General features: G+C 69.1%; 13 protein-coding genes. 6 read left to right on the top strand and 7 right to left on the bottom strand.

Annotated elements, in window-relative coordinates:
- The first annotated feature begins 790 nt into the window (after nucleotides 1-790).
- From ACTQ49_RS05065 to ACTQ49_RS05075, 3 genes are all read left to right on the top strand, one after another.
- A complete protein-coding gene (locus ACTQ49_RS05065; protein WP_441826763.1) occupies nucleotides 791-4,762 on the top strand; it encodes a VaFE repeat-containing surface-anchored protein in 3,972 nt (1,323 codons plus the stop codon).
- Between the two features lie 324 nt (nucleotides 4,763-5,086).
- Nucleotides 5,087-7,000, top strand: a complete 1,914-nt coding sequence (locus ACTQ49_RS05070) for a BCCT family transporter (RefSeq protein WP_441826764.1) — start codon at nucleotides 5,087-5,089, stop codon at nucleotides 6,998-7,000.
- 283 nt (nucleotides 7,001-7,283) lie between these two features.
- Complete coding sequence (locus ACTQ49_RS05075) at nucleotides 7,284-8,309, top strand: nitronate monooxygenase (RefSeq protein WP_441826765.1); 1,026 nt, start codon at nucleotides 7,284-7,286, stop codon at nucleotides 8,307-8,309.
- Between the two features lie 410 nt (nucleotides 8,310-8,719).
- Here the strand turns inward: ACTQ49_RS05075 and ACTQ49_RS05080 are convergent, their stop codons facing one another.
- Nucleotides 8,720-9,640: a phosphatase PAP2 family protein gene (locus ACTQ49_RS05080; RefSeq protein ID WP_441826766.1), complete on the bottom strand. Its 921-nt coding sequence runs from the start codon at nucleotides 9,638-9,640 to the stop codon at nucleotides 8,720-8,722.
- 119 nt (nucleotides 9,641-9,759) lie between these two features.
- Here ACTQ49_RS05080 and ACTQ49_RS05085 point away from each other — a divergent pair, with 119 nt between their 5' ends.
- Together ACTQ49_RS05085 and ACTQ49_RS05090 are read left to right on the top strand one after the other, a co-directional pair.
- Nucleotides 9,760-11,610: a trypsin-like peptidase domain-containing protein gene (locus tag ACTQ49_RS05085; RefSeq protein WP_441826767.1), complete on the top strand. Its 1,851-nt coding sequence runs from the start codon at nucleotides 9,760-9,762 to the stop codon at nucleotides 11,608-11,610.
- Between the two features lie 128 nt (nucleotides 11,611-11,738).
- A complete protein-coding gene (locus tag ACTQ49_RS05090; RefSeq protein WP_441826768.1) occupies nucleotides 11,739-12,410 on the top strand; it encodes a response regulator transcription factor in 672 nt (223 codons plus the stop codon).
- Here ACTQ49_RS05090 and ACTQ49_RS05095 read toward each other — a convergent pair.
- The 3 genes from ACTQ49_RS05095 to ACTQ49_RS05105 form a co-directional block, all read right to left on the bottom strand.
- Nucleotides 12,389-13,804: a HAMP domain-containing sensor histidine kinase gene (locus ACTQ49_RS05095; protein ID WP_441826769.1), complete on the bottom strand. Its 1,416-nt coding sequence runs from the start codon at nucleotides 13,802-13,804 to the stop codon at nucleotides 12,389-12,391. The two genes, ACTQ49_RS05090 and ACTQ49_RS05095, sit on opposite strands and share 22 nt — an antisense overlap.
- Before the next feature lie 82 nt (nucleotides 13,805-13,886).
- Entirely contained in the window at nucleotides 13,887-14,711 is an 825-nt protein-coding gene (locus tag ACTQ49_RS05100; protein WP_441826770.1) for an HAD-IIB family hydrolase, read from the bottom strand.
- Nucleotides 14,712-14,786: 75 nt separating this feature from the next.
- On the bottom strand, nucleotides 14,787-15,476 hold the full coding sequence (locus ACTQ49_RS05105; RefSeq protein WP_441826771.1) for a DinB family protein: 690 nt from the start codon (nucleotides 15,474-15,476) through the stop codon (nucleotides 14,787-14,789).
- Nucleotides 15,477-15,805: 329 nt separating this feature from the next.
- On the opposite strand from ACTQ49_RS05105, the gene hrpB reads away from it, so the two are divergent.
- Complete coding sequence (gene hrpB, locus ACTQ49_RS05110) at nucleotides 15,806-18,424, top strand: ATP-dependent helicase HrpB (RefSeq protein WP_441826772.1); 2,619 nt, start codon at nucleotides 15,806-15,808, stop codon at nucleotides 18,422-18,424.
- Between the two features lie 198 nt (nucleotides 18,425-18,622).
- Here hrpB and ACTQ49_RS05115 read toward each other — a convergent pair whose 3' ends face one another.
- The 3 genes from ACTQ49_RS05115 to ACTQ49_RS05125 all read right to left on the bottom strand — a co-directional run bounded on the left by ACTQ49_RS05115 (nucleotide 18,623) and on the right by ACTQ49_RS05125 (nucleotide 21,409).
- Complete coding sequence (locus ACTQ49_RS05115) at nucleotides 18,623-18,778, bottom strand: hypothetical protein (RefSeq protein WP_441826773.1); 156 nt, start codon at nucleotides 18,776-18,778, stop codon at nucleotides 18,623-18,625.
- A gap of 291 nt (nucleotides 18,779-19,069) precedes the next feature.
- Nucleotides 19,070-20,191 carry a phosphoserine transaminase gene (gene serC, locus ACTQ49_RS05120; RefSeq protein ID WP_441826774.1) on the bottom strand — a complete coding sequence of 374 codons (1,122 nt, stop codon included), beginning with the start codon at nucleotides 20,189-20,191 and terminating at the stop codon, nucleotides 19,070-19,072.
- 141 nt (nucleotides 20,192-20,332) lie between these two features.
- Nucleotides 20,333-21,409: a hypothetical protein gene (locus ACTQ49_RS05125; RefSeq protein ID WP_441826775.1), complete on the bottom strand. Its 1,077-nt coding sequence runs from the start codon at nucleotides 21,407-21,409 to the stop codon at nucleotides 20,333-20,335.
- Between the last annotated feature and the right edge of the window lie 102 nt (nucleotides 21,410-21,511).

The raw sequence follows: 21,511 nt of genomic DNA on the forward strand, positions 1-21,511 counted from the left end.
GTTAACTTTCCTTCACAGGGCGCCAGGGGGCAAAGTCAATGGTGACGAAAGGCCCTCGGGGGAGTGGCTGATTCGTCAGGGATTCGGGGGAATCCCGTAACTCGTCACATTCCTCGGGGGAGGGAAGTGGCGGGGAATTGATGTCACCGATTTCGGGGGAAATTGGTGCATCGGTTGCCAAGGATTTCGGGGGAAGTCCCACGGCAGCACAATGAATGACCTGGCCATGATCGGGGGATCTGGCCGGGTTGGAATACAGGCGCGGGCTCGGAGATCCTTCTCGGGATTTTCCGAGCCCGCGGTGCATTTCCGGGTGGATGTGGACCGATCGTTTCCCATCCGGTGGGGCTCAGTCCCTTCGCGGTCAGCGTGACCCGCGCCGCTGTCGCCCCCGCCGCTGTCATGCGCGCCGCTGTCATCCACGCCGCTGTCACCTCCGTGGCGGGGGTGTCCGTGCGCGGATCATGTCGCCTTGCTCGCCGTTGTCTCGGCCCGGTCCCGGTTGCGACGATCGGGGTGCGCCCGTGGGGCGGGGCTCGCGGCCGTGGTGGTCATCGGCTCTCTCACGGTGTGCGTTTGCCTCGTCGATGCGCTGGCATTTCCTGCGCAGGTGTGATTTCCAGGCTGTCTGGCCAATTCCCCCATTTCAATTTGTTCAAGTTCTGGACGGTTGTCCCTGAAGGCAGTCTGAGTGAAAGCCGGGAATGGGGCGTTGGATATGAATGACATCATATTGTTCTTCATGTAGAGCGCCGGGGGGTGCTCACTGAGATTCCTTGGGGGAATTGACATGAAGAAGTTCACGGGGAAGACGACCGCCATCGCCCTTGCGGCCGGTCTGTCCATCTCTTTCGCTGCGGTGAGTGCCACTCCCGCCTTCGCCGACTACGGCGACACATACTACGGCTGGGCCAACGGCTTCGAGGGGCAGGATGCCTACGGCAACTTCGTCGACAACGCCTCGCTGTACGTGAGCATGACGCCGCCGAGCGTCAACGATCCGGCCAACGGCGAGGTCGTCTACTGCTTCAACTTCGATCGCGACCAGCCACTGCGCACCAGCGATGGTGGCAGCGCCTTCATCAAGGAGATCGGAACGGCCACCAGCTTCGCCGCCGCGGCCGAAGGCGAGATCCTGGGCGCCGAAGCGCTGCGCGCAGCTGTCCTTCGCACCATCTACAACGGCTACGGCTACGACGCCGCCGGAATCCAGACCCAGTTCGGCCTGACTGACGCGCAGATGCGCAATGTGACCCAGGAAGCCATCTGGTACTTCACCGACGGTACTGACATCGCGCCGCAGTACGCCGACTACAACGAGGTCCAGGCCTACCGTGCCCTCATCGGCATGGACAGCTCCGTGACCCTGCGCACCGCGCCGCCGAACATGACGCTGGACCTGTACACCCCCACCAGCCAGAACCCCTACGTGCAGAACCTCCTGGCCGCCAGCTTCGTGCCGGCCGCACCGGAGGAGACTGCCGAGATCGGCACCACCGCCTCCGACAAGTCGGACCAGGACAAGATCATCTCCGCCGACGGTGGTGTCATCACCGACGTCGTCGACTACAAGGGTCTGGTCCCGGGTCACGAGTACACCCTGATCGGCAAGGTCATGGAGAAGGGTGCCAATGGCGAGGCCATCGAGACCGGCATCACCAACACCATCACCTTCACGCCCACCAGCTCCGCGGGTGAGGTCAGCATCGACTTCCAGATCCCGGCCGAGTTCGCTGGCAAGACCCTGGTCATCTTCGAAGACCTCAACATGGACGACCTGGGCGGTGGCTTCCACGACGTCGCCGAGCACACCGACATCAACGACGCCGCCCAGACCGTCACGGTCCAGCAGCGCGAGGTCGTCGTGCCCGAGATCGGCACCATCGCTGCCGACAAGTCGGACCAGGACAAGGTGATCGCTCCTGAGGGCGGCGTCGTCACCGACCTGGTGGACTACAAGGGTCTGCAGCCCAGCACCGAGTACACCCTGACCGGCAAGGTCATGGAGAAGCTGGCCGATGGCACCGCCGTCGAGACCGGCATCACCAACAGCACCACCTTCACGCCCACCGCGGCCGACGGTCAGGTCACCCTGGACTTCACCATCCCCGCTGAGTTCGCCGGCAAGACGCTCGTCGTCTTCGAGAAGGTCACGCTGCCCGGTCCGGACGCCACCATCAACACCTCCGACGACGAGACCGTCGCCACCCACGAGGACATCAACTCCCTCCCGCAGACCGTGACCGTCGAGGAGAGCGTCCCCGTCGAGATCGGCACCACCGCGACCGATGCCGCCGACCAGGACCAGGTGATCGCCGCCACCGGTGGCACCATCAGCGACCTGGTGGTCTACAAGGGGCTCAAGCCGGGCGTCGAGTACACCCTGACCGGCAAGGTCATGGAGCGCGATGCCAACGGCAATGCCATCGACACTGGCATCACCAACACCCGCACGTTCACGCCCACTGCCGCTGACGGCGCCGTGACCCTGGACTTCCAGGTTCCGGCCGAGTTCGCCGGCAAGACCCTGGTGGTCTTCGAGTACGTGACCGCCGGCACCGAGAGCAGCGGCATCGTGCCCGTCATCTCGCACGAGGACATCAACTCCGTCCCGCAGACCGTCACCGTCGAGGAGACCCCGGTGCCGTCGGAGACCCCGACGCCCACTCCGACTCCGACCGAGGAGCCCACGCCGCCGGCCCCGACGCCTGAGGTCACGCCGGAGCCGACTCCTGAGGTGACGCCTGAGCCGACTCCTGAGGTGACGCCCGAGCCGACTCCTGAGGTGACGCCCGAGCCGACCCCTGAGGTGACGCCCGAGCCGACTCCGGAGCCCGTCCCGGCCGAGATCGGCACCTTTGCCAGCGACGCTGCCGATTCCGACCAGACGCTGACCGCCGCTGGCGGCACCATCACCGACCTGGTGGTCTACAAGGGCCTGCAGCCCGGTGTCGAGTACACCCTGACCGGCAAGCTGATGGAGCGCGACGCCAACGGCAATGCCATCGACACCGGCATCACCAACACCACCACCTTCACGCCCACCGCGGCCGACGGTGAGGTGGAGCTCGACTTCCAGGTTCCCGCCGAGTTCGCCGGCAAGACCCTGGTGGCCTTCGAGTACGTGACCGCCGGCAGCGCCAGCGCCGGTATCGTGCCCGTCATCTCGCACGAGGACATCAACTCGACCCCGCAGACCGTGGTCGTCGAGGAGGCCCCGACCCCCGAGCCGACGCCGGAGGTGACGCCGGAGCCGACTCCTGAGGTGACGCCTGAGCCGACTCCTGAGGTCACGCCCGAGCCCACTCCCGTCGTGACGCCCGAGCCGACTCCTGAGGTCACGCCCGAGCCCACGCCCGAGCCGACGCCCGAGCCGACGCCCGAGCCCACGCCCGTCGTGACGCCCGAGCCGACCCCGGAGGCCACGCCCAGCCTGGGCACCACCGCGGCCGACAAGTCGGACAAGGACAAGGTCATCGACGCCGACGGCGGTGTGATCTCCGACCTGGTGGACTACTCCGGTCTCAAGCCCGGAACGAAGTACACGCTCAATGGCAAGGTCATGGAGAAGCTGGCGGACGGCAGCTCGAAGGAGACCGGCATCACCGCTTGGACCACCTTCATTGCCGAGAAGGCCGACGGCCAGATCTCGCTCGACTTCACCGTGCCCGGCAGCTTCGCCGGCAAGACCTTGGTGGTCTTCGAGCAGGTGACCCTGCCCGGTGAGGACGGCGCGATCCACACGGATGACGACGAGACCGTCGCCACCCATGAGGACATCAATGACGCGGGTCAGACCGTGACCGTCGAGGAGGCCCCGACGCCGGAGCCGACGCCGGAGCCGACGCCCGTCGTGACGCCGGAGCCGACTCCTGAGGTGACGCCTGAGCCGACCCCGGAGGCCACGCCCGAGCCCACGCCCGTCGTGACGCCGGAGCCCACTCCCGAGGTGACGCCTGAGCCGACCCCGGAGGCCACGCCCAAGCCCACGCCCGTCGTGACGCCGGAGCCCACTCCCGAGGTGACGCCTGAGCCGACCCCGGAGGCCACGCCCAGCCTGGGCACCACGGCCGCCGACAAGTCGGACAAGGACAAGGTCATCGACGACAACGGCGGTGTCATCACCGACCTGGTGGACTACACCGGTCTCAAGCCCGGAACGAAGTACACGCTGACCGGCAAGGTCATGGAGAAGCTGGCCGACGGCACCGCCAAGGAGACCGGCATCACCAACAGCACCACCTTCGTCCCGGAGGCCGCGGATGGCCAGGTCAGCCTGGACTTCACCATCCCGTCCACCTATGCCGGCAAGACCCTGGTGGTCTTCGAGAAGGTCGTGCTGGAGGGCCCCGACGGCCTGATCGGCACCGAGGATGACCAGACCGTCGCCACCCACGAGGACATCAACTCCGAGCCGCAGACCGTCACGGTCGAGGACGCGGAGGAGACCCCGGCCCCGTCGCAGGAGCCCACGGTTCCCGCCGAACGCACCCCGGTGGACGAGACGCCTGTCGACATGCCGCTTCCGCAGACCGACGACGAGCAGGAGCCGACCACCGTGCCGGTGCCCGAGTTCGACGACCAGGAGCAGGTGACCGACCTGCCGATGCCGCAGACCGAGGACGAGCAGCAGCCCAGCAGCCCGATCCAGAAGATGCTGCCCAACACCGGCAATGAGATGACCGCGGGCGGCCTGCTGGCCGGACTTGGTCTGGTGGTCACCGGCGCGATCGCCATGATCCGCGGGCGCAAGCAGCAGTGACCTGTGGAGCCCAGGCTCCACAACCCCAAGGAATGACGGGCCGGGCCCGGTGGGAGAACTCTCCCGCCGGGCCCGGCCCCTTGGCGTCGGCACCAGCACCGGCACCAGCGCACCGCCCCCCGGCCCGCGAGCTCGACACGCGCTGGGAGTTCCGCTTGTGAAGAAAAATCTCGGGATGTGGACCCCCGCGAAAGGCCATGTAGAAGGCAGATCGGACACCCTCGCCCCCGTGCGTGGACGAGGAGTGATGGATTTCGGCACTCGGAGGAAGTGCCCTGCATGGGGTAGCGTCGAATGGTTCGTCAATCCCAGGAGGCACATCACATGGCCGAGCAAGAGCGACCAGAAGACAAGAATCCGCCGGGCCGGCCCCGGCGTGAGCGCAAGCATTCAGGGTCCGCTGCCCGCCCAGTCAGCAACAAGACCCGCACCGGAAGCCCGCTCTCCGCGAGCGGCCCCCGAGACCTGCTGGATGCCCACGGTGGCATCGCCCGGATGACCGGCCAGGGCAGGGTCCTCGAGGCATCCCACCCCGCACTCGAGCCGTCGGCGGAAGCGCTCAAGAATGAGCGCCCCGGCAGCCTCGACAAGGTGGTCTTCGGCACCACGGCACTGCTGTCGATCGCCTTCGTCATCTGGGGCGCACTCGCCCCCACCCAGCTGAACACCGCGTCCGGCAAGGGCCTCGAATGGGTCGTCGGCAACACCGGATGGCTCTTCGCCCTGGCCGCCACAGGTTTCGTCTTCTTCGTCCTGTGGTTGGCCGCCAGCCCGTACGGCCGCATCCCACTGGGCCGTGACGGTGAGGAACCCGAGTTCACCACCGCGTCGTGGATCGCCATGATGTTCAGCGCCGGCATGGGCATTGGCCTCATGTTCTACGGCGCCGCCGAGCCGCTGGCCCACTTCGTCACCCCGCCGCCCGGCACCACCGACGCGGACGTGAAGAAGGCCATGGCCACCACCCTCTTCCACTGGGGCCTGCACCCGTGGGCCATCTACGCGATCGTCGGCGTCGCCATCGCCTATGGCGTCTTCCGCAAGGGTCGCCCGCTCACCATCAGCGCGGTCTTCGAGCCCCTGCTGGGCAAGCGCCAGACCTACGGCCCCGGCGGCAAGGTCATCGACATCTTCGCCATCTTCGCCACGCTGTTCGGCTCGGCCACCTCGCTGGGCCTGGGCGCGCTGCAGATCGCCGAGGGCGCCAGGATCGTCGGCTGGCTCGACGAGGCGGGCAACCGTTTCCTGGTGGTGCTGATCACGGTGCTGACCATCTGCTTCATCCTGTCGGCCGTCTCCGGTGTCGGCCGGGGCATCCAGTACCTGTCGAACATCAACATGGTGCTGGCCCTGGTGCTGGCCCTGTTCGTCTTCGTGCTCGGCCCGACCGTGTTCATCCTGAACCTGATCCCGTCCACGCTGGGCACCTACCTGCAGGACCTGATGATGATGAGCGCCCGCACCGGTGTTGCCGGTCAGGAGACCTCGTCCTGGCTGGCCGGCTGGACCATCTTCTACTGGGCCTGGTGGGTCAGCTGGACTCCCTTCGTCGGCATGTTCATCGCCCGAATCTCGCGCGGCCGCACCATCCGCCAGTTCGTCTCCGGCGTGCTGCTGGTGCCCAGCGCGGTGAGCCTGGTCTGGTTCTCCATCTTCGGTGGTGCCGCGATCAAGGCCGAGCAGCTGGGTGCCAAGCTCAGCGAGGCCGGTGGCGAGGAGGCAACCCTGTTCGCCCTGCTCGACACCATGCCGCTGGCCACCATCACCTCGGTGCTGGTGATGATCCTGGTGGGCATCTTCTTCGTCTCCGGTGCCGATGCCGCCTCGATCGTGATGGGCACCCTGAGCGAGAACGGCACCATCGAGCCCCGCCGCCCCACCGTGATCTTCTGGGGCGTCGCCACCGGTGCCGTTGCAGCGATCATGCTGGTCACCGGCGGTGAGGACGCCCTGGGCGGACTGCAGCAGATCATCATCGTCGCCGGCCTGCCCTTCATGCTGATCATGATCGGCATGGCCATCGCGCTGGTGAAGGACCTGGCCAATGACCCGATGATCGTGCGTGGTCGGTACGCCAAGGCCGCGGTGGAGCAGGCGATCGTCGAGGGCGTCACCGCCCACGGCGACAACTTCCACCTCGTCGTCGACCCCACCGCACCCGGTGAGGGCGCGGGTTCGCTGGTGGACACCTCCACCATCGAGAAGATCACCGACGAGACGGCAGACCCGCGCGTCTGACCTCGTCGCTGCCTCGTGCCCGACAGCACGGGACGGGGACATCCCACGACGGGCCGTCCACCTCAGACGAGGTGGGCGGCCCGTCGTCCTGTCTGGGGAGGGGGTCTGGAGGGTTTGGCAGGGGGTGGCGTCGGCCCGGGCCACCTGCGAGGATCGACGTGTTGCCCGCGACGACGACGCCCCGGGCGGACCGCACCTGTGGGCCAGTGACAAGTAGGCCCGTGACAAGTGGGCCCGTGACAAGTGGGCCAGTGAGGAATTGGCCAGTGATGGAGGAGCCGCCATGACCGAGCACGCACCACGACCGCTTCCCCTGGGGCTGCCGCTGTTGGCGGCGCCGATGGCCGGCGGCCCCACCTCGCCGGAGCTGGTGGCTGCGGTCTGTGCGGCGGGCGGCAGCGGATTCCTGCCCGGCGGCTACCTCACCGCGGCCCAGCTGGAACAGAATCTGACCAGGCTGTCGGATCTCCTCACCGAGCGGGGGGTGGCGAACACCCCCTTTGGCGTGAACCTCTTCGTTCCCGCTCCCAGCGACCGTCAGCGCGACGCCGAGCGGGTGCTCGACTACGCCGACCGTCTGGGGCAGGAGGCCGGGCAGCCGCGCTGGAATGACGACGACCACTACGCCGAGAAGTTGCACCTGTTGGTGGAGGTGCATCCCGTCAAGATGGTCAGCTTCACCTTCGGCTGCCCCCGCGTCGACGACGTCAAGCGGCTGCACCAGGTGGGAAGCCGAGTGTTGGTGACCGTCACCGACCTCGACGAGGCGCGCGCGGCGCAGGACGTCGGGGCTGATGCGCTGGTGGTGCAGGGATTCGACGCCGGTGGACATCGCGGCACCCACACCGTCGACAAGGAGCCCAACCATCGCGACGCCTTGGCGTTGCTGCCAGAACTGGCGCCGCTGGGGCTGCCGATGGTGGCCGCCGGTGGAGTGGCCACCCGCGGTGACGTGCAGCGACTGCTGGCCGCCGGCGCGGTGGCCGTGCAGGCCGGGACGGCCTTCCTGCGCTGCCCCGAGGCCGGAACGAGTGCGGCCCACCGGGACTTGCTGGCGACGGCCCACGGGACGCGGGTGACCCGGGCCTTCAGCGGGCGGCCGGCACGAGGATTGGTGAATGGCTTCATGGAGCGCCACGAGTCCTTCGCTCCACCGGTGTACCCGCAGGTGGACCAGGTCACCAAGCCGCTGCGGGCTGCTGCTGCGGCCCGGGGTGACTCGTCGCAGATCTCCGGCTGGGCCGGAGCGGGCTGGTCGGCGGCTCAGGATCTGCCGGCCGCGGAGGTCTTCGCGTCGCTGCTGCCCTGAGCGAGCGGCCTGAGGGCTGGCTGGTGGGGCTGGTTGGCGCGTGGGTTCAGGGTGCCCTGGTGGCCCTCGCGTGGGTTTGGTGTTCTCGCGTGTGTTGTACCCGTCGCGGGGTGACCAATCCCACGCGGGGTGGGAGATGGGGGCTCAATCCCACGCGGGGTGACCTATCCCACGCGGGGTGAAGGGGGCACAGCTTGGGGCGGGTACCGCAGCAGGGGTGGCTGGTGTTCCAGAGGTGGGCTCGCGTGGGTTTGGGGTGTCCTGATGGCCCTCGCGTGGGTTTGGTGTTCTCGCGTGTGCTGTACCCGTCGCGGGGTGACCAATCCCACGCGACGTCGAGGACGCGACGGGCGGCAGGGGGAAGGTGAGCTGCCAGAGAGCGCGGGTGCGAAATCAGGGGAGGAAGGGGCTCACGACGGTCGGCCGGAGCGGAGCTCGTGCAGCTGAACCAGTCGCAACAGCACACCCATGCCCGCCACGGCGACGCCGCACACCCCGGCGGCCGCGCCCAGGTAGGCGACGATCAGGTGGGTGTGCTGGGCCACTGTCGACTCCAGCTGGTACGGGTCGCTGAAATCCGCCGTCGTGGAGCGGGACAGCCATCCACAGGCCGCAGCCACCCCCAGGGCCACCGCGCCGGCCGCCACCATCAAACCCGGCACCAGACGCGACGGCACCGGACGCTCGGGCGGAAGGGGCTGGCGTCGGGCCATCACTGCTTGACGCAGGGCCGCCAGGAAGATCGCTCCGAAAGCCAGGGTGAAGCAGACCAGATAGGCGCCCACCACGTCGGACGGGCGGTGCCAGCGGGCGGCCAGCGTCCCATAGCCGAAGACCACCATCACCCCCGAGCCCACAACGGCGATGACCGAGCTCAGCCCGCGGGGGGCGACGAGCAGTGCCGCGACCATGGCTGAGGCGGCCGCCGTCGTGTGACCACTGGGATAGGTGTTGCTGGTCAGGCCCTGGTAGTTCACCAATGGGGGCCGGTACAGGACCTTGTACTTCAACACCTGGGTGGCGAGGTTCGCGCCCGCCACCACTGCCGTGGCCTCCAGGGCCAGGAACCATCGACGTCTGAGCAGCGCGGTCAGCCCGACGGCGACCATCACCAGGGCGATCGCGGAGACCGAGACCACCTCCAGGATCTGCTCGAAGGTGGGTGTCACCCGGTCGCTGCCGAACTCCGCGCCGATGTAGGCCAGGGTGTCCAGCACCTGTCCGCGACGCGTCAGGACGAAGACGTACCAGACGCCCAGCACTGCGGCCGCTGACGCTCCACAGAGGAGGAGAGGTCGCAGCCATCGCCAGGCCGAGTACTGAGTGGACATGCTCTCCATTCTGACAGTCGGACGAAGACCTGGCCCGGAGACGGAGCGCGAGCAGGTTCACAGCTTCCTCACAGCCCGATCCGTGGGTTTTCGCAGATCTCTGACGTTGACTGGACGACATGACGCACCAGGGCCACGGGCAGCAGCCGACCAACCAGCCGAACGACGACTGGTTCTGGTCGCGTCCGCAACCAGAGGAGCCCTCGACGCAGGCTCAGACCGAACACACCCAGGTCATCCCCATGGAGGACACCCAGGTGGTGCCCCTGCAGGACACCCAGGTGATCCCCGTCGAGGACCTCGCTGCGGGGGGCGCCGTGACCGGGGCATCGGCCGCCCCACACTCGGCCGCTGCCCCGGGCGTCGAGACGACTTCGGTGGATCCCACGTGGGCGCCGCCGTCGGGGCAGCCGTGGCAGGCGGCCCTGACCGAGGCCCCCAGCACAGGGCAGCCTGCCCAGGCTCAGGCACAGGTCCCGGGCGTCGGTGCTGGCGAGGTCCCGACCCCTGACGCTGGGGGCAGCCAGATTCCGGTCGCGGGGCAGGTGCCGCCGAATCCGTGGCGCGAGCAGGAGCTCCCCCAGACCCCGTGGGAACTGTCTGCAGAACCCGGCTGGGGCGGTTCGGTGCCACCGGGCAACCACAGCGCATCGGGCAGTCAGACCCAATCCGGAGCCAACCCCCAGCCGGACGGGTGGCCGGCACCCCAGACGGTCCCCGGCCCCGACGGAATGCCCGGCACCTGGTATGTCCAGGGCAGCGCCCCTGCCCCGAAGCGTCGTCGAGGCGGCACGATGCTGGCAGTGCTGGCGACGGGCGTGGTCGCGGGCGCCGTGATGGTGGGCGGCATGGACGTGGTGCGGTCCGGGAACCCGTCGCCGTCCGCAGCTCAGCCGGCCCAGACGGAACAAGCGGGCGGCGCCGACGGAAGCACCCAGGACCCGACCGGTCAGGACGACGGATCCCTCCCTGCGGAAGGAAGCCCGCGGGATCCGTGGGGCACCGCCGACGAGTCGGACAGCCAGGACAGCGAGCCCGGCGCCGAACCGACCCGCGCCAGCAAGGACCAGAGCCGTGGCGTGGTGCTGATCCGAGCCGCCTCCAACACCGGCCGCGGCGCCGGCACCGGCATGGTGGTCAGCCAGGACGGCTATGTCCTCACCAACTACCACGTGGTCCAGTCGAGCACCCGGGTTGACGTGCAGTTGGCCACGACGGGGCGCGGCTACACCGCCGACGTGATCGGACATGATCCCGTCAACGATGTGGCCCTGCTGAAGCTTGAGGGCGCCAAGGACCTGGAGACGGTCACCTTCGACGACGACCAACTGGCCGTTGGCGACGAGGTCACCGCCGTCGGCAATGCCAATGGTCAGGGCTATTTGAGTGGCGCCGCGGGGCGGGTGCGGGAGCTGAACAGCAGCATCACCGTGGCCAATGAGAATGCTGCCAGCGGACAGGAGGAACTGTCCGACGTGATCAAGACCTCCGCGGCTGCCCAGCCCGGGGATTCCGGAGGTCCGATGTTCGATGCCGAGGGTGAAGTGGTGGGCATGACCACCGCCGGGCAGACTGCGTCGTCGGGTATCCGGACGCAGAGCGTCACCGTGGCCAGCTATGCCGTGCCCATCGAGCGGGCTCGCAAGATCATCGAGGAAATCCAGCAGGGCAAGGAAGAGGGCACCACTCGAGTGGGTCCCCGCGCCTATCTGGGCGTCTCGGTGCAGACGCTGGAGGGCCGCAGCATGGTGGTCTCCTCCGTGGTGCAGGACGGTCCGGCGGCGCGGGTGGGGCTCCAGCGGGGCGACCGGATCACCAGCATCGACGGGATGGATGTCACGACGCATGCCTCGCTGAGCGACAAGCTGGCAGAACACGAGCCCGGCGACAGCGTGGAGATCGGGTGGACCGACGCGGCAGGTCAGGAGCGCCGGGGAACCGTCGAGCTGGGCGAGAGCCCGGTCAACTGACCCGATCGGTGAATTGACCGATCCGTCCTCGACGGCGCCGACTCACCCCGCAGACGGGGCCGCGGGCCTATGCTGAACCACATCCGCAGTGGAGTACGACGCTCCGTCGCACCCGGAGGAGGGCACTGATGAGGTTGCTGCTGGTGGAGGACGACCGCTCGCTGGCGGAGGTGACCCGACGGGGTCTGGCCAGCGAGGGCCACGTGGTGGATCTGGCTCGTGACGGCAAGGAGGGTTGTCTCAAGGCCGTCCACGGTGAGTACGACGTGGTGATCCTGGACATCATGCTGCCGCTCATGAACGGCTACGACATCCTCAAGCAGATGCGCGCCGAACAGGTGTGGACGCCGGTGCTGATGCTCACCGCCAAGGACGGCGAGTGGGACCAGGCCGATGCCTTTGACCTGGGCGCCGACGACTACCTCACCAAGCCGTTCAGCTTCGTCGTGCTGAATGCCAGGCTCCGGGCACTGGCCCGGCGCGGCGCCACCGAGCGTCCCGCACAGCTGACCGCCAAGGGTCTCGTCCTGGACCCGGCGACGCACCTGGTCAAGCGCGGCGACGTGTCCATTGACCTCACCCCGCGGGAGTTCAACCTGCTGGCCTACCTGATGCAGCAGCGCGGCGCAGTGGTCACCAAGGCCCAGATCCTCGACGGGGTGTGGGGCAGCGAGCACGACGGCGACCCCAATGTGGTGGAGGTCTACGTGGGCTACCTGCGCAAGAAGATCGATGCCCCCTTCGGCGAGAACACCATCCAGACCGTGCGAGGAGTCGGCTACCGGCTGGCGATGGAATGACCCAGACTCGCCCCGCTCGGGTCAGGTAGCCGGACCTCGAAGAGCGCCCCGCCCAAGGGGGACTCCCCGACGGTGATGGTCCCGTCGTGTCCCTGGATGATCTGCTGGACGATGGCCAGGCCAATCCCGGATCCGCCGTCATCGCGGGAGCGTGACTCCTGCAACCGGACGAAACGTTCGAAGACCCTGTCGCGATCCTCCGGGGCGATGCCATTCCCGTCGTCCTCCACTCGTGCCAACGCACCGCCGTCACTGGTCGGTTCGACGGTGATCCGCACCGTCGTGCGGGCATGTCGGGCGGCGTTGTCGCACAGATTGCGCAGCACCTGGCTCAGCTTCGCCCCGTCGCCCAGCACACGGGCCGCTCGGATGTGGGCGACCACGTCCAGCTCGCTGGCGGAGCGCAGACGGGATGCCTCGGCACTTGCCACGTCATCCAGATCCAGTTCCCTGCGGCTCAGCTGGACGCCGGCATCGTCGGCTCGGGAGAGTTCCAGCAGGTCGTGCACCAGCAGGTTCAGCCGATCGGCCTCCGTCTGCATCAGCGGGGACAGTTCCCGCCAGGTCTCGATGTCGTCCTCGGCACATGCGATCTCCAGCGCCCCGGACAGGCTCGCCATGGGGGAGCGCAGCTCATGGCTTGCGTCTGAGATGAAGCGCCGCTGTGCCTGCTGCGCGGCCTCCAGTCGGCCCAGCATCTGGTTCATCGTGATCGCCAGGTCCTGCAGTTCGTCCTCGGACGGCGGGACCGGGACTCGTTCGTCGAGGGTGCGGGAGGTGATCTGGGCGGCGCGGGAGTTGATCACGTCCACGGGGCGTAGCGCCCGGCCGGCCACCCACCATGAGGTGAGCCCAGCGGTCAGCAGCACCAGCGGCATGCACGCCATCAGCAGCCCCACGGTCAGGGTCACCGCGCTGTGCTCGTCCTCCTGAGAGGTGGCCACGGTCACCACATAGTCGTGCCCCTTCCAGGTGAGTCCCTGCGAAAGCACCAGATCGCGGTGCTCGTTCTTGTCCCCGGGCCCCCACCACTTGACCGCCCCCTCCTGCACCGTCTGGCCGGGTTCCGGGACCTGCTCGGTGAATGGTTGCAGGTAACGGCCCGACGAGGTCCACACCAGGCGACCCCCCGCGTCCAGCACCTGCGCGCGGTAACCGTCGTCCAGCTGCAGCTCGCCCGGCAGGTCCGTCGGACCCTTCTCCCGAACGTGTGTGACCGTGCGGTGCAGTACCTCGTGCGACGTCTCGATCTGCGCATTGGCCAGCGCATTGGTGAGCAGGTTGGCCAGGAGCAGGATGCCGAGGGTCATCGGAATGGCCACGACCGTCACGGCGACGCCCGTCAGCTGTTTGCGGATGCCCAGGCGGGCCCACGATTCCGAGAGGTTCGGCATGACTCCATCGTGCACCACGGCACTGACAATTTCGGGCGGCCGTCGTTGGGCACCTTTCGGGCGGCCGTCGTCGGGTCCCGGATCAGCGCTGGGGCAGGCCAGCCAGCTCCCGCACCAGGGCGAACAGGGCCGGGCTCCCCGCACCCTCCACCAGATGGGTGGCCACCTCCGTGACGCCCGGCGCACAGGGCTGCACCCCAATGCTGGTGCCAGCCCAGGCCAGCATGGGAACGTCGGTGGCCGAATCGCCGACGGCCAGCACCTCGTCGGGGTTCAGCCCTACGTGGGTACACAAGGCCGCCAGGGCATTGGCCTTTCCGGACGTGGCGGGCCAGATGTCGTGCAAACCCATCCCCGAATGCGTCAGGTTCAACCCGTCGATGCCGGCCACGGCCTGCTCCAGGGCGGCGACGTGGGCGTCGGGGCCCTCACACAGGATCTTGCGGCACTCCAGCCCGACGAGCTGCTCGGCGCTGACCTGGTTCGAGCGCCCGGCCACGCGGCACCAGGTGTCGCGCTCCTCACGGTCGATGCCCGCCGCAGCCCCGTGGGCCAGCCACCGACCATCCGAGGCATACAGGTGGATGGTGCCCTGGCCGTGCTGGTCGATGCGGGTCACCTGTGCCAGCGCCTCCGCCAGCTCCGGCGTGATCGTGAAGCCGACCTCGCGGATCGGGCTGCCGTCGGCCAACCGGGTCAGGGCACCGTTGTAGCTGATCCGGGGCAGGGGAATGCCGATCGCCTCGTTCACCACGGCCATCGACTCGTCGAGCCGAGCGCTGGCCAGGGCCACCGGCAGTCCGTCGTCCACCAGGGCCTTCACCCCCGCCGCGGCTTCAGGCGTGATGCGCTGCCCCGTGATCAGCAGGGTGTGGTCCAGGTCGAAGACGGCGAGCTTGATGGTCATGGCGATCCTTCGCGGTGGAGGGCGGCTCGGGCGGAGACGGCCCAGCCTGTGGGGCAGGTCAGTCGGTGGGGCAGGTCAGCCGGTGGGGTCGGGGGTGGTTCCCAGCCCGCCCACTTCGGCCTGCTTGGCCAAGGTGCGCAGGAAGGTCAGGTGCCCATCCCACGGGGCGTCGTCGGCGGACATGTTCGGGTTTGCGGGGTTCAGGCCCACCCGTCCGTCAGTCAGCTCACGAATGATGTCGGCATGGCCTGCGTGGCGAGCGGTCTCGACGGCAACGTGCACCAGGAGCCGCTCCAGCGTGGTAGGTTCCGGCCACCACGGGACGTGGGCCTCAGCGTCCAGATCCAGCTCCGCGATGGTCCGATTCGCGGCGGCGATGGCATCGCGATAGTCCGCGATGATCTGCTCGGGGGTCTCGTCCGGGGTGGCGTAGAAGTCGAGCAGGCGGTCGGCATCCATCCGCAGGTGCGGCAGGTCTGGTGTCGGGCGGCCGAAGGACATCTGGAAGTAGCCGTACTCCACCGCAGCCAGGTGCTTCACCAGCCCCAGCAGGTTGGTGCCGGTGGGCGTGCGGGGCGTGCGCAGCGCCGATTCGTCCAGGCCCTCCACCTTCCACAGCACGGCATCGCGCTCGGACTGCAGGTAGCGCAGAAGGAGGGCCTTGGTTTCCAGCGGCTGTGCGTTGCCCGATGGCGCTGGGGTCTCCGGCAATTCTGGGGTGTCGAGTGGTTGTGGCGATGCGGGGTGGGAAGTGGCTTCGCTCATGTCTCCACGCTATCGGCCCCGGGGCGGCAACCCAATGGGGGCTTGGGATCCGTCGCCCGGGTCGTCCGGCCAGCGGATCGTGCGCCCGTCCGCCGCTGGATCGATCGCCTACCGCAGCCGACGGATGCGCCTGTCCGTGTCCTCCGGGTCCGACTCCGCAAATCGACCTCGGTCTGCGAATCACCCGAGCCCACTGGGCGGGGTGTCCCCGGTGAACGACGATCTGCTGGTTGATCTGCGGAGTTCGGCTGGCGGCTGTCGTTCGGCTGGCGGGCGCTTCCGCCCTGCGGGCAGCCGAGCACATCGCGCAGGCTGACAAACTGGACCGCATGCTCTTCTCCCTCGACACCATCGGCGCCGGGCTGCCCGTGCTGGCGGCCTGCGGAGATCTCCAGGCAGCGCTGAGCGGTGGGGTCGTGGTGGTGCAGGCCCCACCGGGCACGGGCAAGACCACCCTCGTCCCGCCCTTGGTGGCCAACGAACTGGTGGCCAACGAACTGGTGGCCAACCAGTCCGGAGCAGCCACTGCTGCAGGCCGAGTGGTGGTGACCCAGCCGCGCAGGATCGCGGCCCGCGCGGCAGCCCGTCGGCTGGCACATCTGAGTGGCACTCGCCTGGGTGAGGAGGTCGGCTTCAGCGTGCGTGGCGAGAGCCGTGGCAACACCCACACCCGGGTGGAGTTCGTCACCACCGGTGTCCTGGTCCGGCGGCTGCTGAACGATCCGGCACTGGACGGCGTCGCGGCAGTGGTGCTCGACGAGGTACACGAACGATCCCTGGATTCCGATCTGGCCTTCGCCATGGTTCGCGAGCTGCGGGAACTACGGCCCGACCTTGCGGTGGTCGTGATGTCGGCCACCCTCGACGCCGCCCGTTGGGCCGGGTTGTTGGGCACCGCTGACGAACCAGCCCCGGTGGTGTCCGTCGCCGCCGACCTGTTTCCCCTGGAGGTCCGCTGGAAGCCCGCCCCGCCAGGGGTGCAACGGCTCGGCAATCGTGGCGTCACCTTCGCCTTCCTGGATCACATGGCCGCGGTCACCGCCGCCGCCCTCGACGAAACCTCCGAGGGCAGTGCGCTGGTCTTCGTCCCCGGCGCGTGGGAGACCGAGCAGGTGGCCGAACGTCTGCGGAACAAGGGGATCGACGCCCGAGCGCTGCACGGTTCCCTCGACGCACGGCAGCAGGATCAGGCCTTGGCTGACGGCCCCGGGCGGCGGGCGATCGTCGCGACGTCGGTGGCGGAGTCGTCGCTGACCGTGCCCGGGGTGCGGATCGTCGTCGACTCGGGGCTGTCCCGGGAGCCACGCTTCGACGTCGGGCGGGGCATGAGCGGCCTGGTGACCGTCAGCGAGGCGCGCGCCTCCGCTGAGCAACGTGCCGGCCGCGCCGCGCGGCTGGGGCCCGGCCTCGCGATCCGGTGCTTCCCGGAGAGCGACTGGCCACGGATGCGTCCCTTCACCACCCCGGAGATCGCCACCGCAGACCTCACCCAGGCAGCCCTGGACCTGGCCTGCTGGGGCGCGCCGGGCGGCGAGGGGATGGCGCTGCCGGACGCCCCGCCGGCCGCCTCCCTGGCACTGGCCCTGGACGGGCTGCGCGCCCTGGGGGCCGTGGACGACGACGGTCGCCCGACGGCTCGGGGCCGGCAGATGTCCCGGGTGCCGGCCGATCCTCGGCTGGCCCGGGCCTTGTTGGACGCCACTCCCGTGGTCGGGGCGCGACGGGCCGCCGAAGCGGTGGCCCTGTTGGCAGGTGACGAGCGCGCTCCCGGTGGCGACCTGGCCGAGCTGCTCCGGCAGGTGCGGCGCGGATCGGGCCCGGCCGCCAGCCGGTGGCGCCATGAGGCGGATCGCCTGGAACGGGTGGCAAACCAGATCGATGCTGCTCAGGATTCCGCCACCGGCGACCACTACGCGGCCCGCACCACATCGCCCCCGATCGGTGAGGCAGAGGTGCTGGGCGCCATCGTCGCGCTGGCCCACCCCGACCGGGTGGCGCGCCGACGTGGCGGGGCGGACAGCACCAGTTACCTGCTGGCCTCGGGAACCGGGGTGGCGCTGGAACGGGGCTCGCGGCTGTCGGGCCAGGAGTGGCTGGCCGTCGCGGAGATGGGTCGGCGCGACACCGGTGATGGCACGGGTGCCGTGGTGCGTGCGGCGGTCCCGATCAGCCAGGAGATCGCCGAGTGGGCCGCGAGGGGGCTGCGGAGACAGACGGTTCGGGCCAGTTGGACCCAGGGGAAGGTCTCTGCCCGCAGCCTCGACCTGCTGGGCGCAATCGAGCTGGCGGCCACGGCGGTTCCGCCCACGTCGGAGCTGGGGCGGCAAGCGGTCACCGAGGCGCTCCGCAGCCGGGGACTGGGGGTGCAGGGGCCTGGACTGTTGGCGTGGCCGGAATCGGCCGTCCTGCTGCGGCGACGGCTGGCGCTCTTGCACCGCGAGCTGGGAGATCCCTGGCCCGCGATGGACGAGGAGTCACTGCTGGACAGGGTGGATGAGTGGCTCGGACCGGAGTTGGACCAACTGGCCCGCGGAGCTTCGGCCGCCCGGCTCGACCTCACCAGTGCCTTGCGCCGGCTGTTGCCGTGGCCCCAGGCGGGGCGACTGGAAGAACTGGTGCCCGAGCGGTTGGAGGTGCCAACCGGATCCCGGATCCGATTGGCCTACCCGGATGATCCCAGCGAACGGGTGGTGCTGGCGGTGAAACTGCAGGAGTGCTTCGGACTGCTCGACACCCCGCGCATCGTTGACGGCCGGGTGCCGGTGCTGATGCACCTGTTGAGCCCTGCCCAACGGCCGCTCGCCGTCACCGATGACCTGGCCTCCTTCTGGGCCAACGCCTACCCCTCGGTGCGCGCCGAGAACCGGGGGCGCTACTCCAAGCACCCGTGGCCCGAGGATCCGCTGACCGCACCGCCTCGGCGGGGCACCTCGCGATCGGGCCGCTGACCTGGGCCGGCGCAGCCATCTGGAGGTCGCCCAGCGCGAACTCCGCAGATCGACCCCGGGATCCGTCCCCACCCATGACGCCACGCGAGGTGAGCGAGGGGCGTCTCCATCGGGAGGTCGATCTGCGGAGTTGGCGTGCGCCAAGCCTCTGACGAGGCTCGCGGCCGGACTGGCCCCACGCTCGCGGCCGGACTGGCATCAGGCCAGCACCAGGCGGATCTCCGGTCCGTGCTCACCCACCTGCACGGTGCGGCCGTCAATCTGGCGGTTGCGCAGCAGCCAGGCGATGGCGGTGGGGGTGAGAATGGCCAGCTGCTGCTCGCGGCCGGCGGGGCTGTGGCTGGTGTGTTCCATGGTGATCTCCTCCGTGGATGGTGCGGAACCGGGCGGGCGGTGGTCGCTGCCCGCCGGGTGCCGCTGTGGCGATGAGTCCATGGAAGAAGTGCTGGCTGTGTCAGGGCTGTGTCCTGCCTCGGAACCGGCTGGGAGCTTCCGGCACCCGTCCCGAACTCCGCAAACCGACCCGGCGATCACCGCCGCCTGGGCGCGCGCCGTGAAGAGCCGTGGCCGGCCCACCAACCCCGGGTCGGTTTGCGGAGTCGGTCCCCCGGAAGTGGGGAGGCCAGCGGTGCGGCAGGGGCCCGGTCAGCCCAACCGTTCCACCACGTACTCGACGCAGCGGGTCAGACGGGTGACGTCATCGGGGTCCACGGCCGGGAACATGCCAACCCGGATCTGGTTGCGCTTGAGCGCCCGGTAGGGGAAGACGTCGAGCACGCCGTTCGCCGCCAGGGTCTTCACCACGGCCGCGGCGTCCACCTCATCGGCCAGGTCCACCGTGCCCACCACTTGGGAACGGAAGGCCGGGTCGGCCACGAAGGGGGTGGCCCACGACGTCTGCTCGGCCCACTGGTAGAGGCGCTGGGAGGAGTCGGCGGTGCGGGCCGATGCCCAGCGCAACCCGCCCTGCTCGTTGATCCAGCGGATCTGTTCGTCCATCAGGATCAGGGTGGCGATCGACGGGGTGTTGTACGTCTGGTTCTTCGCCGAATTGTCGATGGCGGTGGTCAGGCTGAGGAAGTCGGGGATCCACCGGTCGGTCGCGGCCACCTCGCGGGCACGCTCCAGGGCCCGGGGCGACATGATGGCGAACCACAGGCCGCCCTCGCTGGCGAAGCCCTTCTGGGGGCTGAAGTAGTAGACATCGCACAGGGCCAGGTCGACGGGAAGGCCCGCGGCGCCGGAGGTGGCATCGATCACCACCAGGGCGTCCTCGTCGGCCCCCTCGACGCGCTGCACCGGAAGCATCACGCCCGTGGAGGTCTCGTTGTGTGGCCAGGCATAGACGTCCACCCCCGCCGTGGCGTGAGCGACGACGCCCTGACCGGCGGGCACCTCGACGATCTCGGACTCGGCCAGGAAGGGCGCGCGGGTGGTCTCCTTGGCGAACTTGCGGCTGAACTCGCCCAGGATCAGGTGCTGCGCGCGCTCGCGCACCAGCCCGAAGGTGGCGACATCCCAGAAGGCCGTCGCACCCCCATTGCCCAGCACCACCTGGTAGCCCTCGGGCAGCTGGAAGAGTTCTGCGAGTCCTTCCTGCACGGAGGCGACGAGCTGTTTCACGGGCGGCTGGCGGTGCGATCCCCCCAACAACCCCGCGCCCCGGCCGGCGAGGGCGGCGACCTGTTCGGGGCGAACCTTGGACGGCCCGGCGCCGAAGTGTCCGTCGGCGGGAAGCAGGTCTGCGGGGATGGTGAGCTCGGTCACGGTGAACCTTTCGGGTCTTGGCGGTGCGGGGCCAGTCTCTCGCGTTGGGCCCACACGTGCAGCCGAAGCCGCTGGTCGGGATGTCGGGCTCATCGCCCGTGTTGTGAGGACGGGCCCATCGCCCGTGCTGGGATGTCGGGCTCATCGCCCTTCTGGCTCGCGACGGTTGCTCCACCGGCCGTCGACGGTGCCGGCCCGTAGGTCATAGCGGGCAGCAAACCGGTAGCGCTTGGGCCAGCGGCCGAAGATGGTGCGGTCATTGACGAAGATCCGGTAGGAGGGGAAGGGCTGCCTGGGCGTCCGCACCTTGTCGATCTGCAGGGTGAATCGGGCCGTCCCGCGTGACGACTTCACCCGGTAGTTGCCGCCGACGACGCCCATCCCGGGCCGCGAGATCATCTCGACGCGCCCCTTGCCCGCCCGGCCGAGGTCGAGCGGCGGGTGGAACTGGATCTCCGTCTGTCGCACGACGATGCGCGACAGGGCCGCCCCGTCGAAGTGGTAGGCCACCTCGCCCCGCTGGTGCACCCCGTCCGTGACGGTGACGGTGCGCAGCCGGTGTTCGTCAGTGGGGAAGACCTGGATGATGTCCACCTGTTGCGCCAGCTTCACGAAGGTGCGCCGTTGGCCCTGCAGCGGCAGGGGTGCGGGGAAGGACTCCACGGCGATGGCGCGGTCATCGATGGTCACGCGGAGGTCCGAGTGGAAGCGGCGCACGAAGTCCAGGTCATGCAGCAGGAAGAGGGGGAAGAAGCCGGGCCGTGCGGCGCCGGACCCGACGGGCGCCAGCAGCCCGGTGGGTGTGCTGCGTCGGGTGGTGGACTCGTCGATCGCCACCCGGATCCGTCGCCCGTAGAGGTCGGTGAAGGCGACGCTGATGTGGGCGCGGCCCTCGTCGTCGCGGTCGATACGGGCATCGTCCAGCAAGGTGGTGACGTGGCGTCGGACACCCTTGCCGGTGGCGGAGCTGCGCTCGGTGGGGTCCAGGGTGAGGGTGGCGTCGTCGTAGATGTCGACGTGCCCGTCGTGGCGGTAGGCCAGCACCCGCCAGCCACATTCGTCACCACGGTCGATGTACTGCGGTTCGAGGCCTTCGTAGACATGGTCGGCGTGCCGGTCGAAGGGGATCAGGGCAAGCCGCTGAACGGGGGCGACCGTGACCCGCAGGGGGAGGATGACCGCGACTTTCCCCGGCGCAGATGCTGTCTGCTCTGACAAGGAAACTCACTCCTCCGCGGGATGCTGGTGTGGGAGTTCGGGTGGGGTCCACACCACTTGGCCCCAGCCTAGTGGGTGGTCCCGGTGCCCCCCGGGGAGGGT

The sequence above is a fragment of the Luteococcus sp. Sow4_B9 genome (assembly GCF_052116585.1).
Lineage (GTDB): Bacteria > Actinomycetota > Actinomycetes > Propionibacteriales > Propionibacteriaceae > Luteococcus.

Excerpts from the sequence above, each read along its gene's own strand:
- ACTQ49_RS05065 (WP_441826763.1), top strand. The coding sequence starts at position 791 with ATGAAGAAGTTCACGGGGAAGACGACCGCCATCGCCCTTGCGGCCGGT.
- ACTQ49_RS05070 (WP_441826764.1), top strand. The coding sequence starts at position 5,087 with ATGGCCGAGCAAGAGCGACCAGAAGACAAGAATCCGCCGGGCCGGCCC.
- ACTQ49_RS05075 (WP_441826765.1), top strand. The coding sequence starts at position 7,284 with ATGACCGAGCACGCACCACGACCGCTTCCCCTGGGGCTGCCGCTGTTG.
- ACTQ49_RS05080 (WP_441826766.1), bottom strand. The coding sequence starts at position 9,640 with ATGTCCACTCAGTACTCGGCCTGGCGATGGCTGCGACCTCTCCTCCTC.
- ACTQ49_RS05085 (WP_441826767.1), top strand. The coding sequence starts at position 9,760 with ATGACGCACCAGGGCCACGGGCAGCAGCCGACCAACCAGCCGAACGAC.
- ACTQ49_RS05090 (WP_441826768.1), top strand. The coding sequence starts at position 11,739 with ATGAGGTTGCTGCTGGTGGAGGACGACCGCTCGCTGGCGGAGGTGACC.
- ACTQ49_RS05095 (WP_441826769.1), bottom strand. The coding sequence starts at position 13,804 with ATGCCGAACCTCTCGGAATCGTGGGCCCGCCTGGGCATCCGCAAACAG.
- ACTQ49_RS05100 (WP_441826770.1), bottom strand. The coding sequence starts at position 14,711 with ATGACCATCAAGCTCGCCGTCTTCGACCTGGACCACACCCTGCTGATC.
- ACTQ49_RS05105 (WP_441826771.1), bottom strand. The coding sequence starts at position 15,476 with ATGAGCGAAGCCACTTCCCACCCCGCATCGCCACAACCACTCGACACC.
- hrpB (WP_441826772.1), top strand. The coding sequence starts at position 15,806 with ATGCTCTTCTCCCTCGACACCATCGGCGCCGGGCTGCCCGTGCTGGCG.
- ACTQ49_RS05115 (WP_441826773.1), bottom strand. The coding sequence starts at position 18,778 with ATGGAACACACCAGCCACAGCCCCGCCGGCCGCGAGCAGCAGCTGGCC.